Raw genomic sequence first — 14,097 nt, 5'->3', positions numbered from 1 at the left:
CAGGGGTTCCGGCTGCCGGACGGGCGGCGTTCGCAAACTTCGACGCGAATCGCGTTGACAGCCGATCGATCCCCCTCTACAGGTCCCCGCCGAGCCCAGGTGGCGGAATTGGTAGACGCGCACGGTTCAGGTCCGTGTGCCGCGAGGCGTGAAGGTTCGAGTCCTTTCCTGGGCACCATTCCCCGATAACGTATTGAAATGCTGGAAACCAAGGAATTGCAGGCCGCCCACTGGGGCACAAGGCCGAGCACATGGTTCTCCGGATGACACGACCGACTACGCGAGAGAACTCCTCATCAGCGCAGTTTCGAAGGCGGGTCCCGACCGACATCGCCGCTCGTGCGCGGGGCGAGTACTTCCAAGTTGAGGTACCTGCGTCGTCCTCCTCGCCTGCGATCACGTTCACGGCCCGAGCCGGCATCTATCTGAAATTCAGTCTCCGGACCCGCGACCCTGCCGTCGCCAGTTACCGTCTTTCCGTCGCAAATTCTCAGGCGGAACGCTGGTTCGATGCCCTCCGCCGCGAACCGTCCGGTTTATCGCACAAGATGCTGGTCGCCCTCTCTGGCGAGATCTACCGGCTGTATGTCGACAAGTTCGAGGAAAATCCCGGCTCGTCCGACCAATGGGCAGCGCTCAAGGCGTTTAATCGCGCGGCGAGGGAGGGCCGCTTGTTGAACGACGTCCCTGTCTTGTCGGCCGGCGAAATTGATCCTGCCGGTGCCGCCGCAGAGCGGTTTGGTGAAAACCTTACCGCCGGTGTGAACGCGTTGCCGAAGCGCGATGAGGTTTCTGGGTTGGAGCGGCGCTACGGCCTCCTGGCAAGCTGGGTTCTCCAGAAGCACTGTCTTGTCGTCGATCACGACACCCGCGCTCGGCTCCTTGTCCAGGTCGATCAAGCACTGACGGATGCGGCGCTCACACTCAAGAGGCATGCTCGTGGCGACTACTCGCCCGATCCGAAGGCAGCCCGGTTTCCCGTCTTCTCGAAGTCGACAGGCGCAGTTTCACTGGACGGACTTTTCGAGAAATGGGCGGAGGAAGTTAAGCCAGCCGCCTCAACGCTATCTACGTGGCGGGGCGTCGTTCGGAACCTCTCGCTGCATCTGGGCGGGAAAGCGAATGACATCCGTCAGATCAATCCCGAAGACATTGTCGCGTGGAAAGACAAGGCCGTCGCGAACGGGCGCTCGGCGAAGACCGTGAACGACAGCTATCTGGGCTGCGCCAAGACACTCTTCAGCTACGCCTGCCGAAACAGGCTCCTTGTCGAGAACCCTGCAGACGGCGTCCGGGTGGCGAGGAAGAGCCAAGCCGGGACTTCAATGCTGCCGTACGCGGATGAGGAAGTCGCACGTCTTCTCACACTCGCTGCGAAAGAGGAAAGAGCGGATCGGAGATGGCTTCCTCTATTGCTTGCCTGCACTGGCGCCCGCGTAGGCGAATTGGCACAGCTCTGGGGCAAGCGCGTGGTCGAAAAGGAAGGGCTCCACGTGCTGAAGATTGCGCCGGCGGAGGACGGCGGGAGCCTGAAGAACGAAGGAAGTGAGAGGGAAGTCCCTTTGCACCCGGACCTCGTCTCGTCGGGCTTCCTCGACTTCGTCAAGGCAAAGGGCGACGGCCCTCTCTTCTATCGCCGATCTTCGGGGAAGGCGGGAAGAAAGCATGCGAGCAAGGGTGTCACGAACCGGCTCGCTGCCTGGATACGCGAGCAAGGCTTCAGGGATCGACGCAAAGCACCGAACCATGCGTTCCGCCATTGGTTCAAAACGGTGGCAATCAGGGTCGGCGTCGCTGACAGCATCGCCGACACCATCCAGGGACACGTCACGGCCGGCGAAGCCAGCAAATATCGCCATGCCGATCTGAAATCACTCGCGGATGCCGTGGCCAGGATTCCCATCCCGCCTTGTTGAATGCAACGGCAGGGGGCGGCTATGCCACCGCCCGCGCTGCCCATGCCATCGCCTCCGCGTTCGCCAGACGGTCGGCTTCTTCGTTCTCCGGGGTCCCCGCATGGCCCTTTGTCCACTTCCATTCGATATCCCGGCCGGCCGTGAGGTGATCGAGCTCCTCCCATAGATCCCGGTTCTTCACCGCCTTGCCCTCGGCGTTGCGCCAGCCGCGCGACTTCCAAGGTCGAAGCCACTCGGTGATCCCCTTGATGACGTATTGGCTATCGCTGACGATCCGCAGCGTGCCCTTCGGAAGGGCGCGGAGAGCGCCGATGACGGCAGCCATTTCCATTCGATTGTTCGTCGTGTCGGGGTGCCCGCCTGAGACCGTACGGGTCTGCGACGTTGCACGGTTGTCGCCGGGCACATGGATGACTGCCGCCCAGCCTCCAGGCCCCGGATTGCCGACGCAGGCGCCGTCAGTGTGAACGACCGTTCGCGGACGCTCGATGCTTGTTGAAGTCATGTGTCTCCTATTTCCGCGCTTGGCGGTGGACGTTTTTCGGGAGGTTGTGGGCTTAGGTAATATGTCCGTAACAGCACGGGGTGTTCTGATGATTTCCGATTGACGGTCGGACGAGGTGCCCTGCATCGACAGACCCCCTCCGCCTCGTCCTCCTCAATCCTTCCCTCTCCGATCACGCGGATGAGGGCCCCAGCGAGGACCGCCAATTGAGAGTAGAGCACCGCGGGCAGCGAGCTGCGTCATACGTTTGGTGCGAGCCTTGCTGACGAGTTGCTGGGTAACGTCGACGACCAGCGCGACTTCCGTCTGAGAGAGGTACGGAAAGTGATCGGCGAGCCATAGGATCGACGTTGCAGGGTCGAGCTTCTCAACTCCGCGCCGCCGCGTGAAAGCCGCTAGCGCTTCTTTCGCCACGGAAACGGACGAACTCGCTCGCTCTCGTTCCTCGAGAGACGTGACTGCATCCGACCACCTGCTTTCGATCCACCTTTGACCGGCCGGCGAGATGACATCGAAAGGAAACTTGCCTCTCCGATCGTGTCTGAGCCCGAGCCCGGCATCGACAGCACCCGGCGTTATCCGGTGACGCGAGTGGTAGCCGGTTCCCTCGATCTGAAGAAAGCCCATCTCTCGAAGAACCGACCTCACTCGGCGGCTGCCGACACCCATCATCTCGCCGAATTCTGTCACTGTGATCCACTGACCGAGGCTTACTGTCTCAAGCATCCCCGTGGAGCGGTCTAACTCCTCGCGTACGTACTCCATTTACGCGACCTCGCGAGCGGTGAACTCGGAAGGTTCAATTGCTGTCGTCGCCGTTCGCCGGGCCGACGCCGCCCTCCCGAACTCCGCCGCGTCCTGCGCCGCCCGGACGATCGCCCCGTCCGCCCGTTTTGCTCTGCCCTTCGCCAGCCGAAGGTTCGAATGCCGAAGGTCGAGGTGGTCCGTCGTGACGTACCGTACGACCTCTTTAGGTCCGGCCCGCAGGATGATGCGCGGGACAGAGACGAGCCTGCCGCTCGCGCCGGCTTGCGATGCTTTGACATAGGCCCGGCTCGGCCCCGATGCGTTCAGAAACCAAGTTAGGCTCACGCCCTCGGCCACGAGCCGATCAAAGTCGGCGGCCTCTACGATCGCCCACCGGTCCCCATTCCGGTCCATTGGGACGCGCACGATGGCGCGACCATACACGTCATGCGTCCGCATTGGGGAGGGGCGTTGTGATGATTTCATTAATCTCTTTCAGGTTGTGGAGCCGGTCAAAGAAAAGGCCCCGCCGGGATGATCCGCACGGGGCCTGTGGGTATGGTTTCGGACTGCCGTGAAGGCTTCGCCGGTCCGCTACATGCTTGAAAACAGCTAGACGCGGGCTGCCGTTTGCGGCGGATCGTCCAAGAGCACGTGCAAATGCTGGAACGTGGCCGTCAGGTATGAAATCGGGCCACGAGGCACCGGCCGGTGGCCAGTTTGCAACACCCGCAAGATAGCTCTCGGCGGCAGTAATTGCTCACTTGCAGTTTGCCTTCGATGCGGACAGGGTCCTGCTATTGAGGGTTGCTAAGGGTATTTTACGTTGAGTAATAAATCACACATCGCGGCGCTCGACGGGCTCCGTGGAGTGGCGGCCTCTGCCGTCCTCGCCAGTCATGTTCACCTTGCCCCCGAGCCCACCGGTACAGTCGCCGTGTGGGCCTTCTTCGTCCTCAGCGCCTTCCTCCTGACGACGCCGTTCGTGTCCAGCGACGAGGCATACCGGCCTCTCAACGTCCTCGCGTTTCTGGTGCGGCGCGTGATGCGCATCCTGCCGCTCTACGCAGTCTTCGTGGTCTCCTACGGCTACGCCGCCGGGATGACGAGCGAGTTCGTCTACAATCAGCTCGTCCTCTTCCGAGGCGCCGGCCATCTCTGGACGATCAATCAGGAGCTTCTCTTCTACGGCGTGCTGCCGTTCCTGGCGCTCCTCATCCTCCCGTTGCGCCGCTTCCCGCTGGCGGTTGCCGGGCTCCTTCTGGCGGCGGCGGCTGTGGTCGGCCGGGTTCTCACCGTGGACGTGGTCGCGGTGCCGGCAATCAGCGCGTACATGCCGTTCTTCGTCGCGCCATTCCTGATCGGGATGGCCCTGTGCTTCGCCTATCCCGTCGTCCAGCCCTGGCTCCGCACCCTGCGCCCGCTGGTCGCCAACGCGGGAATGGCTGGCCTCGTCGCGGGCTTCGCTGCTGTGCTCTACTGGCTGTCCCTGCGGGCCGGCCCCGGCGTGAACTTCGCTGCCCAGAGCCCGGCACCCATCGCGGCCTGCGTGGGGGCCTGCATGGTCTGGGCGCTTGGCACCGAGCGGAACTTCCTGAAGGCGCTCCTGAGCGTCACCCCGCTTCGGAAGATTGGCGAGGTCGGCTACGGCTTCTACCTCTTCCATTGGACCTTCGTGCAGCTCTTCCCGCACGAAGCGACCCTAGGCTGGTTCCTCCTGTTCGGAGCCATGACGTACAGCGTGGCACGGTTCGCCTACGTCGTCGTCGAGAAGCCTGGGATCGAGCTGGGAAGGAGCATCTCAACGCTCCTCCATAGCTTCGGAGATCGGAAGGCGGTGGGCCACCCCGCTGCCGGCTGACCCCTCCAACACCTGACCACCACCTCTTAAGGGCTCCATCCGGGGCCCTTTTTCTTTGCCCGAAAGGGCCTCTTAAATGCAGAACGCAAACGACAACACCTTCGCCTTCGACTTCCAGGGCGTTACGCTGCGGGCGCTGACCCTCGCCGGGGCCCCGTGGTTCGTGGCCGCCGACGTCTGCCGCGTCCTGGAGATCGCCAACAAGACGACGGCGATCCGGCCGCTCTCGTCGGACGAGAAGGGGGTAGAACCGATCTACACCCCCGGCGGAACACAGCGGACAAGCGTCATCTCCGAAAGCGGCCTCTACAAGCTCGTCATGCGCAGCGACAAGCCGCAGGCGAGGGCCTTTCAGGACTGGGTGACGCGCGACGTCCTCCCGGCGATCCGCAAGGACGGCGCCTACGTGATGGGCGAGGAGAAGGTCGCCACGGGCGAGATGAGCGAGGACGCTCGTGTCCTAGGAGTGTCCCCGAAAAAGGGGACACAATGGTTGTGCTATCTCGCGTCCCGCTCGCTACGCCTTCCGTCGGCGCTGTCACGGCCAGAACAGGCTGCGGATCACAAAGAAGGTGCCGGCCCCAAAGAGGAAGCATTGAAGAATGATAGCGAACGTTGTCATCTTCCGACCCCTTTCTATGCCGACCATGCCGCGAGCGCCGCGTCCGTGCCGGCCGGATCGTCCTTGATCCGATAGACCGTCTGGCGCGATAGCCCGACCGTACGCGCGATCTCCGCGATGCCAGTTTCCTTCCCGAGCAAGCCCCTCACAGCCTCCACTTGCTCACGCGTGAACGATGGTTTCCGCCCCCGGTACGCCGCCCCGGCGCCTCCCTCTGCCTTGCCCTTTGCAGCCTCAATACCGGCCCGCTGAGCCTCTTTCGTGGCCTCTGCCTGCGCCTGTGCCGTTGCCGCCATAAAGGCTATCAGCGCGTCTCTCACGGCCTCCTGCATTGGGTCCTTAGGCCGCCCGTCGAAGATCATCCCGTTGATGATGGTGCGGATGGTGACGCCCCGCCGCACGAACTCCCGGATGGTGTCGGTGACGTCCTGATAGTTGCGACCCAGGCGGTCCACCCAGCGGACCACAAGCGTGTCACCGGGGCGGAGCATGTCGAAGAGCCGCCGGCCCTCCGGCCGATCCCGCATCCTCACGGCAACGCCCGACACGCCGTGATCGGCCACAACGGCGTCGAAGGTGAAACCCGCCGCCTCCGCTTGAACCTGTTGATGCGAGAGCGTCTGTTCCGACGTTGACACGCGGGCATAAAAGATGGTCGCCATAGGCTGTTCCGGACTGTCCGTTGAGTTCACGTCCGAAAAGATGAACGTCCGAAATGCGGATGTCAACCCTAGCGGACGCTTAGCAGAGGCCGCTGGGCCTGTCCGATGAGGTATGCCCTAGCGGACAGATCCTGCCGATCGAAAGGCAGGGTTGTCAGCCGTGTTTTGCCCACGCTGTGGAGCCGCCGTCGCTGCATCACTGGGGACGCAGCTCGGCCGTGCGAGCAAGCCGGCAACCAAGAGCCACCCGGCGGACCATGCGCCCTGTCTGTAATGATCAATCGAGCTGCGGACGACGCAAGGGGATGCGCTCGGCGGTCCGGGAAGATCGAGCACAGGTGGCGCCCGCTTTCCCGAAGCGCTGACGTGGTGGAGATCCATAGGGGGCACGGGGGGAGGCTCTGCCGCAAAACTATCGAGGGGGCGCTTCAGATTTTTTCGTCAAATTCAGAAGGCCGGCCCTGTCTGCACCCGCAATCTTGGCTTGCCTTCCACACGTCAATCGCGAGACTGCGCGGCAGGCATCAGGAAATCACGGTACGCATGCCCCCCACGAGTTCATTACGAGATGGTCGAACTCCAAATTGAAGGAGCGCTCGGCAGCACAATCGCACTTCAATGACCTCTGCCGGCTCCTTGGTGAACTGACACCCACCGAAGCGGACCCTGAGGGGAACGACTACGCTTTCGAGTTCGGGGCGACCAAGACGACGGGGGGACACGGCTTCGCCGACGTGTTTAAGCGCGGGCACTTCGGATGGGATATAAAGGGACCCACGCCAACCTCGACACGGCGTTCGCTCAGCTCCAGCGCTATGCCGTCGCCCTCGACAATCCGCCCCTCCTCATCGTGTCCGACATCGGCACCACGATCCGCATCCACACCAACTGGACCAACTCCGTCTCCACGGTCTACGAAGTCGCAATTGCCGACCTTGAGGACCCCGAGAAGCGGCAATGGCTAAAGGACGCCTTCACCGATCCGGACCTCCTCCGGCCAAGGAAGACCCGGCAGGAACTCACTGAGGAAGTCGCCGGGGAATTCGCCGAGTTGGCCCGCTCGCTGCGCTCCAGGGGCCACACGGCTGAAGAGGTCGCCCATTTCATCAACCGGCTCGTGTTCTGCATGTTCGCCGAGGACGTGAAGCTTCTCTCGGGCAACCTCTTCACGCGCATGATTGAGCGAGCCCTTGAGGAGCCGAAGGAGTTCGAGGATTTCGCCCGCTCGCTGTTCGTTGCGTTGAAGGACGGCGGTCGCGTAGACTTCGAGAAGGTCGCCTGGTTCAACGGCGGCCTGTTCAATGACGACCTCGTGTTCACGATAACGAAGGATGGGCTGAAGATCGTCCACCGGGCGGCGGTCCAGTATTGGGGATATTGACCCGTCCATCCTCGGGACCCTCTTTGAGCGCGGCATTGATCCCGACAAGCGCAGCCAGCTCGGGGCGCATTATACCGACCGCGACAAAATCTTACGTTTGTGGACGGTGCCATCGTCGACATCGACGTTATAACGTTCGATGCATGACCGATAAAAATTGGAAGCGCCTTCATCCAATCGATGACATCGCTGAGCGATCCGCAAGCCTGCAGGAAATGCGGCGCTCGATCTGCAGTGCGATACCTTGCTATCCCGATACCGACGCTGTTCGCGAGCAGCTCGCGAAGATGTCGTTCAACGAATTGCTCTGCCGCTATATGAATTGGGTTGATCGGGTTATCGCCCCCCGCAAACGGGAGGCTCTGATTTGGGAAGGGTTCTGGAGTAGAGGGACGCCCGCAAAATTCGCTTCGTCGCTCAACGCAATCATCGACTTGTCCCGAGAAGGTGAGAACCTAAAGCCCTTCCTATCCGAGAGGGTCGACAAGATAGGGTTTGCTCCAAGAGATCAGAAGCGGCGGGGTATCAATTGGGGCGATAAAGATCGCGCTTTGAATGCCTACGGCGTGCATCATCTTCATCTGAAGCCGGTAAGTCAGAAAGGCGGCAGGTCAGGAGGCAGCAAGGAGCTTTTGTTCGCGAGTTTCAGCCGTACGCATATGTTGCTCCTGATGCTGGGCGACCACAACAGCTTCGATGATGGGAAGGTGAGGCAAGCGGTGTCCGACATGATGGCTGATAACGACCGGCATATCAGAGGTATTGAGGAGCCATCCCGCGTTGTGACGTCCGCTGAGGGAGCGAAGTTGGTGATCCAAGGCGTGAACACCTTCGGAGCATCTCAGGGAAAATTTACGATGCCAACAAGCATCACTTCCTCCGGAGCGGCAACGGCACATGTCCGGCACGCCGATGCGATCACGATCGCCATAGAGGATATAGACCTCAAATTACAGTCGAGTGAGGGAGAGGATTGGATACGTCATCACGTAGGCGATAAGATGCCAAGGGACCCGGACTGGGGCTGGGGACTTTGGTATGGTGACCTCTTTCTCGTTGATCGTCGGACAAAGCGTGGGGTGCTTTGCGTCACCCCATGGCAACGTTGAACCCCTTTGATGAAACCAATCGGATGTTGCTCAATTAGCGACAGTGAGGCCCCTACCGGGGGCATTTCTCCATTGAGTCCCATACATCAGCTGGACTATCGAGGGGCGCTTCAGATTTTTTCGCCACTTATGGATCACACGCACCAACATTGTTGAACGTCAGGGGCTCAATTTGGGGCTGACAGTGACTATTCGAAAATCGCGCATGTGGGGCGATTTACGACTCCACATAAGAGCGAACTTTCGATAATTCTCATCCCATGGGTAGAAAGTGGAAGTCGGCATTCCTGCTTCTTGGCGCAGCTATGTCTCTCCTACTATGGGGGAGAGAGCCGATTCTATTCGTTCTTGGCATCCCTGGCACCGTAGGCGACGCTAAGGATTGGTTCCGCCTGCTGACTGCGGACAACATCGCCATCTTCTATGCGATTCTTAACACAGGTCTGGCAGGATATTTCTTTTTTGACGACAGACTCTTCGGCTACCTAGTTAACAAGAAGCTTCGGGACAATCCCAGCCTTATAAGAACATATCCGAGTTATGAGATATTACGACTGAAATACGGAATAGAGAATTCATTATCCCCTCAAGCTCGAGCAATTGGATCGCGAGCGGAGTTTCAGGAAAAGATAGACGCCGCTTTGAAAGGTGATTATGAGAGTTACCTATTGTCTATCAATATGGCTGAATGGGTAGTAAGTGCGGCGGTTAAATACTGGGGGCACGGACAGCCACATTATGCGGAAGTCCAAAGCGACGTACTTGCTTTGCTCGATAAGGCTCACGCTGTTATTACAAGTAAATTTCAATCAACTGATGTTCCTGAGCCCTCAAAACCGAGAGGATTTGTGGCGGAGAAGTAGCAATGAATCTTCGCGCTCAATCAGGAGCGATCGGCGAGGCAATCGAGCGGCTCGTGAGATCGTTGTCGGCCGGTTCAAAATGGGATACGTGCTGGGGCACAAACGAAACGGCGGCCCAAATTTCGGTCCAGCCAATTCAATAGTTTATGGGATTTTTGCCTTGGTCTGACCAATCCTTTCCTGGGCACCATTCCCCTGTTTGATACGGTCCGCAGAGACCCAAACAGCAGCCAAAATCCCCGAAAACGTTGAATTGTTCGTCCGGCATCGTCCGGCGTGGGGTGTTGGTATCCGAAAAGTTTGTTGGTACATTCGTTGGTATCTACCGAGTTGCCTCTAGCGCGGCGCCTTTCGATACCAACAAGCGAGTGCCGGCTTGCCGCTCTCCGACCTGCAAATCAAGGCTTTCAGACCTTCCGGCCGCCCCTTCAAACACAGCGACGGTGGGGGGCTTCATCTGTTGGTATCGCCGACCGGTTCGAAACTCTGGCGGGTGTCTTATCGATACGGCGGAAAACAGAAGCTACTCGCGCTTGGATCCTATCCGACAGTCTCGCTTCTCAATACCCGCGCCGGCGGAAAGCGATCTTCATAAAATTAGCTACGGAGGCAGTCGGCTGATCGCGGCTAGCGCGGTATCGGCCATGCTCGATGGGGATGAGGAAGCCCGCCGTAAAGTAGACGACGCCGTCGTTACGAAGAAGGCTATCGACTGGGGATACGAGCGAGAATGGCGGCTTATCGGCCCGCGCGGCCCGCAACGTTCACCGCTTGAGTCGGAAGAGGTCGTATTTGGGATGCGCTGCTCTCACACCGTCAAATTTGCCATAGTAAAAGCGCTCTCGGCGCGCAGCCGCCCAATTCGGTTTTACAAGATACGCGAACGCCACGGGCGATTTCTGTTAGGCCGCTACGTGCTTGACACAGACGAGCTCTCTGTCTCACTGCCGCATCGAGCTTTAGATTTCTATGATGCGTTTGAGGGCCTGTAAGTTAAGTCCTAAGAAAAACATGTTTAGATACCGTCTTGCCAAAAAATTCTGCAACTAGACTACGGAATTATCGTAAATATGTCGATGGTTATCTCAGTTTACACGGAATCTATTTGGAAGTTGGCCTCTATAAAATCCTTCAATATCAAAGGACCGTATCCATCGCCGTTATCGGCAGGACGAGGCGGTGCCGCGTGTTGGTAAGACGGCGAAACCCGAACCCCTCATAGAAGGCAGCGGCCTTCTCGTCCTTGGCCTCGACGATCATGCCGAGGATGCCGATCTGCGCCGCAGCCGTGCGGGTCGTGTGGAAGGCATGAACGATGAGTGCATCGCCATAGCCCTGGCCCTGAAAACGGCGATCGACGGCAAGCCGGCCGAGCAGCAGAAACGGGATGTCTTCGTAAGGACCGGCCTGCACGTCGGCCGGCAGGTTGTCGCGGCGCACCGAATGGGCGCTGATCGAGTAATAGCCGATGATCGTCCGGCCATCGGCGAGGACATAGATCCGCGTCAGGCTGCGCTTGAGGTCCTGGTTCGCATAGCGCTGGAGGTACTGGCTCAGCGCCGGCACGCCGCAATCGAAGCTCTTGCGGTCATGCCCCTTCGGATCGAGCGCGGCGAATTCCACCTTAGCCCTGGATGTCGCGGAATTTCTGTGCGGCCTTCGTCATGCGGCGCGTCGGCGCGGCCGGCGCATCAAGCGCGCCGAAGAAGGCCGCCCAGTCCCCAGGCGAGAACTGCGTCTTCTGGTGCTGGGCGATCACCGACTCCGCCTTCTCGCGAACGCTCTCCCGGATGAACTTGCTCTTGTCCAGATTGAGATAGGCGCGCGCCGTATCCATCATGGACAGCGTGGCCGCGTCCATGCGGACTTTGAGCATGTCGCCCTTGTCGGCTGTGTTTGTCATCGTTTGGTCCATTATACAACCTGCCTTCTCTTGATTATTATACCCACAGATGTGGGCTCTTCGCAATAAGATTCAGATTGGGCTGCCCGCGCCTGGCGCACCGCGCTCTATTCCGGCGGGAGGCCGCCTCCACCGAACCCGCAGGGGCGGTTTCGGCCCATCCGGGTGACGATCGCTGGCAGAGATCAAAGGACGGACTCCGCCCGAACGGAGCCCGGCTTATGGCTCGAGCGCGCGTAGTCACGCGCTTGGAACCCCTCTTTCCAGCTTACATGAAATCCGAGGACGCCTACGGCTGTGGGTCAACGGCCTTCCGCCGTAAGGCGGGGCTAAGGCGCGTAGCCGCACCAAGCCCGCCTAACGGTTCCCGAGAAGACCGTTGACCCATCCCCGGAATTTCATCGAACGCCCCGAATGCGGCCGCGCGCACGCGCGCGTTTCTTTGCTTTTGGTTTTTCGGGTCGCTCGCCGCTGGGCAAGGGTTCAGGCGCGAAGGAAGATCCCTCCCGGAGGGGGAAGTCTAGCGCCGGTACATCAACCCTTGAGGCGAAAGGCGTCACCCCATGAAACAGGATATCTATTCGAAGATCACCAATCACATCATTGCCGATCTGGAGCGCGGCGTCAGGCCGTGGCTGAAGCCATGGAGCGGCGAGCACGCCGCCGGGCGTATCACAAGGCCCTTGCGGGCGAACGGTGAGGCCTATCGCGGCATCAACGTCATCATGCTGTGGTCAGAGGCTGTGACCAAAGGCTTTGCGGCGCCGATCTGGATGACCTTCAAGCAGGCGCAGGAGTTGGGCGGGCATGTCCGGAAAGGCGAAAAGGGCAGCCCGGTGGTCTATGCCAGCACCTTTTCCAAGACCGAGACGGACGAAGCCAGCGGCGCCGAGACCGAGCGGGATATTCCTTTCATGAAGGGCTACACCGTCTTCAATGCCGAGCAGGTCGAGGACTTGCCGGAGCGGTTTTACCAGCTCGCCGCCCCGCAGCTTGATCCGGTGGAGCGCAACGCCGAAGCCGAGGCCTTCTTTGCCGCCACGGGCGCCGATATCCGCCATGGTGGGAATTCCGCGCATTATTGCGGCGGGACAGACCATATCCAGATGCCGCCTTTCGAGGCGTTCCGGGATGCGGAAAGCTACTATGCCACGCTTGCCCATGAGGCGACCCACTGGACCAAGCACAAGAACCGGCTGGACCGGGATTTGGGCCGCAAGCGCTGGGGCGATGCCGGCTATGCCGCCGAGGAGTTGGTTGCCGAGCTTGGCGCTGACTTCCTCTCTGCCGATCTCAGCCTGACTCCGGAGGTGCGGGACGACCACGCCGCTTATATCGGGCACTGGCTGAAGGTCTTGAAACAGGATGCCCGCGCGATCTTCACCGCTGCCGCCCATGCGCAAAAGGCCGCTGATTATCTGAACGCGTTCAGTGCGGCGGACGAAGGCACCGAGGGCGAGGCTGACACCGGGCTGCACCAGGCAGCGGCGTAAGGGAAGCGGCCATGACGATCCACACCGCTCCGCAGCTGGGCATCGACGATCTTCTCGCATAAGCCGCCGATACCAACCTCGAAGCCACCTTTAATCGGGACACCTTGCAGGTCGACAATTAGGATGAGAGGTGCACAGTCAGAATGAGAGATTGCTGAAGCGGGGTTGGGAGGTTCTCATCTTCTACGCCCACTCGAACAAGCCGAACGATCCGTCGGACTGGGAACCGCTCGCTAAGCATCTCTTTCGTGTGGCCGAGCAGGCGGAAGCCTTCGGCGCGCCGCTCGAGATCGCTGCAGCGGCGAAAGTTGCCGGGCTCCTGCACGACTTGGGGAAGTACACCCCGGCCTTTCAGGCACGGCTCTCCGGATCGGCGTCCCGCGTCGATCATTCCACCGCCGGCGCCAAGCTGGTCTTCGATCTCGCGGCCAAGGCGGACGATAGCTGGGTCGCGGCGCTGATCGCCCACGCGATCGCCGGGCACCATGCGGGCCTTCCCGACACGCGGGGCTCCGACGACGCCAATCTCGATCGCCGGCTCGCGGGCTTCGACCTCGCCGTCCTCGACTCCGGCCACCGTGATATCGTGCCGGAGAGGGCGGAAGGCCTCTTGCCCGCCTTCTCCTGGGGAACCTCGCCGGACGCTCTCGCACGCCAACTCGCCATGCTCGGCAGGATGATCTTCTCCTGCCTCGTCGATGCCGACTTCAAGACCACCGAACGCTACTACGAGTCGATCGGCGAACGAACGAAGGATCGCGACTGGCCGGCGCTGAAGGACCGTCTGCCGGTCTTCCTCGCAGGGTTCGACGAGGAGATTGCCGGCTTCGGACCGCCGGAAACGGACATCGCCGCCCACCGGGCGGAAATCCTGGCGACGGTGCGCGAGCGGGCCGCAATGGCGCCGGGCCTCTTCACCCTCAACGTTCCGACCGGCGGCGGCAAGACGCTCGCCTCGCTCGGCTTCGCACTGGACCACGCTAGAGCGTCGGGCGATTAATCTGCAACGCAGCCTGCAGCTTTGAAGTAGTTCCA

General features: G+C 60.7%; 14 protein-coding genes and 1 tRNA gene. 10 read left to right on the top strand and 5 right to left on the bottom strand.

Annotated elements, in window-relative coordinates; genetic code table 11:
• Window positions 1-93: 93 nt before the first annotated feature.
• Together LH400_RS21645 and LH400_RS21640 are read left to right on the top strand one after the other, a co-directional pair.
• Window positions 94-178 (top strand) — tRNA-Leu (locus LH400_RS21645).
• A gap of 85 nt (window positions 179-263) precedes the next feature.
• Entirely contained in the window at window positions 264-1,916 is a 1,653-nt protein-coding gene (locus LH400_RS21640; RefSeq protein ID WP_229155507.1) for a tyrosine-type recombinase/integrase, read from the top strand.
• Between the two features lie 19 nt (window positions 1,917-1,935).
• On the opposite strand, the gene rnhA is transcribed toward LH400_RS21640, so the two are convergent.
• Together rnhA and LH400_RS21630 are read right to left on the bottom strand one after the other, a co-directional pair.
• On the bottom strand, window positions 1,936-2,547 hold the full coding sequence (gene rnhA, locus LH400_RS21635; protein WP_370638454.1) for a ribonuclease HI: 612 nt from the start codon (window positions 2,545-2,547) through the stop codon (window positions 1,936-1,938).
• A 639-nt stretch (window positions 2,548-3,186) separates the two neighbouring features.
• Entirely contained in the window at window positions 3,187-3,654 is a 468-nt protein-coding gene (locus tag LH400_RS21630; protein ID WP_229155506.1) for a hypothetical protein, read from the bottom strand.
• 340 nt (window positions 3,655-3,994) lie between these two features.
• Between LH400_RS21630 and LH400_RS21625 the strand changes: the two genes are divergently transcribed.
• Window positions 3,995-5,029: an acyltransferase family protein gene (locus LH400_RS21625; protein ID WP_229155504.1), complete on the top strand. Its 1,035-nt coding sequence runs from the start codon at window positions 3,995-3,997 to the stop codon at window positions 5,027-5,029.
• Window positions 5,030-5,105: 76 nt separating this feature from the next.
• Entirely contained in the window at window positions 5,106-5,726 is a 621-nt protein-coding gene (locus LH400_RS21620) for a BRO-N domain-containing protein (protein WP_229155503.1), read from the top strand.
• Here the strand turns inward: LH400_RS21620 and LH400_RS21615 are convergent.
• Window positions 5,666-6,313, bottom strand: coding sequence for a recombinase family protein (locus LH400_RS21615; protein WP_229155501.1), 648 nt, complete (start codon window positions 6,311-6,313; stop codon window positions 5,666-5,668). The genes LH400_RS21620 and LH400_RS21615 overlap by 61 nt on opposite strands.
• Before the next feature lie 757 nt (window positions 6,314-7,070).
• Here LH400_RS21615 and LH400_RS21610 point away from each other — a divergent pair.
• The 4 genes from LH400_RS21610 to LH400_RS21595 all read left to right on the top strand — a co-directional run bounded on the left by LH400_RS21610 (window position 7,071) and on the right by LH400_RS21595 (window position 10,261).
• On the top strand, window positions 7,071-7,694 hold the full coding sequence (locus tag LH400_RS21610) for a type IIL restriction-modification enzyme MmeI (RefSeq protein ID WP_229155499.1): 624 nt from the start codon (window positions 7,071-7,073) through the stop codon (window positions 7,692-7,694).
• Between the two features lie 143 nt (window positions 7,695-7,837).
• Window positions 7,838-8,803 (top strand): hypothetical protein, encoded by a 966-nt coding sequence (locus tag LH400_RS21605; protein WP_229155497.1) that lies wholly within the window; start codon window positions 7,838-7,840, stop codon window positions 8,801-8,803.
• A 260-nt stretch (window positions 8,804-9,063) separates the two neighbouring features.
• A complete protein-coding gene (locus LH400_RS21600) occupies window positions 9,064-9,666 on the top strand; it encodes a hypothetical protein (RefSeq protein ID WP_229155495.1) in 603 nt (200 codons plus the stop codon).
• Window positions 9,667-10,042: 376 nt separating this feature from the next.
• Window positions 10,043-10,261 carry an Arm DNA-binding domain-containing protein gene (locus LH400_RS21595; protein ID WP_370638453.1) on the top strand — a complete coding sequence of 73 codons (219 nt, stop codon included), beginning with the start codon at window positions 10,043-10,045 and terminating at the stop codon, window positions 10,259-10,261.
• A 542-nt stretch (window positions 10,262-10,803) separates the two neighbouring features.
• Here the strand turns inward: LH400_RS21595 and LH400_RS21590 are convergent.
• Window positions 10,804-11,289: a GNAT family N-acetyltransferase gene (locus tag LH400_RS21590; protein WP_229155493.1), complete on the bottom strand. Its 486-nt coding sequence runs from the start codon at window positions 11,287-11,289 to the stop codon at window positions 10,804-10,806.
• A 1-nt stretch (window position 11,290) separates the two neighbouring features.
• Window positions 11,291-11,569 (bottom strand): type II toxin-antitoxin system TacA family antitoxin, encoded by a 279-nt coding sequence (locus tag LH400_RS21585; RefSeq protein ID WP_229155492.1) that lies wholly within the window; start codon window positions 11,567-11,569, stop codon window positions 11,291-11,293.
• A gap of 563 nt (window positions 11,570-12,132) precedes the next feature.
• Here LH400_RS21585 and LH400_RS21580 point away from each other — a divergent pair.
• Window positions 12,133-13,062 carry an ArdC family protein gene (locus LH400_RS21580; RefSeq protein ID WP_229155490.1) on the top strand — a complete coding sequence of 310 codons (930 nt, stop codon included), beginning with the start codon at window positions 12,133-12,135 and terminating at the stop codon, window positions 13,060-13,062.
• A gap of 151 nt (window positions 13,063-13,213) precedes the next feature.
• Window positions 13,214-14,062 carry a CRISPR-associated endonuclease Cas3'' gene (locus LH400_RS21575; RefSeq protein WP_229155489.1) on the top strand — a complete coding sequence of 283 codons (849 nt, stop codon included), beginning with the start codon at window positions 13,214-13,216 and terminating at the stop codon, window positions 14,060-14,062.
• Window positions 14,063-14,097 lie beyond the last annotated feature (35 nt).

Source organism: Jiella soli (assembly GCF_020615385.1).
Lineage (GTDB): Bacteria > Pseudomonadota > Alphaproteobacteria > Rhizobiales > Rhizobiaceae > VKMB-3413.
The sequence above is the reverse complement of the archived record's forward strand: the minus strand, read 5'-3'. Positions and strand labels throughout refer to the sequence as shown.

Excerpts from the sequence above, each read along its gene's own strand:
- rnhA (WP_370638454.1), bottom strand. The coding sequence starts at position 2,547 with ATGCAGGGCACCTCGTCCGACCGTCAATCGGAAATCATCAGAACACCC.
- LH400_RS21585 (WP_229155492.1), bottom strand. The coding sequence starts at position 11,569 with ATGACAAACACAGCCGACAAGGGCGACATGCTCAAAGTCCGCATGGAC.
- LH400_RS21600 (WP_229155495.1), top strand. The coding sequence starts at position 9,064 with ATGGGTAGAAAGTGGAAGTCGGCATTCCTGCTTCTTGGCGCAGCTATG.
- LH400_RS21610 (WP_229155499.1), top strand. The coding sequence starts at position 7,071 with ATGGGATATAAAGGGACCCACGCCAACCTCGACACGGCGTTCGCTCAG.
- LH400_RS21620 (WP_229155503.1), top strand. The coding sequence starts at position 5,106 with ATGCAGAACGCAAACGACAACACCTTCGCCTTCGACTTCCAGGGCGTT.
- LH400_RS21615 (WP_229155501.1), bottom strand. The coding sequence starts at position 6,313 with ATGGCGACCATCTTTTATGCCCGCGTGTCAACGTCGGAACAGACGCTC.
- LH400_RS21580 (WP_229155490.1), top strand. The coding sequence starts at position 12,133 with ATGAAACAGGATATCTATTCGAAGATCACCAATCACATCATTGCCGAT.
- LH400_RS21605 (WP_229155497.1), top strand. The coding sequence starts at position 7,838 with ATGACCGATAAAAATTGGAAGCGCCTTCATCCAATCGATGACATCGCT.
- LH400_RS21630 (WP_229155506.1), bottom strand. The coding sequence starts at position 3,654 with ATGAAATCATCACAACGCCCCTCCCCAATGCGGACGCATGACGTGTAT.
- LH400_RS21640 (WP_229155507.1), top strand. The coding sequence starts at position 264 with ATGACACGACCGACTACGCGAGAGAACTCCTCATCAGCGCAGTTTCGA.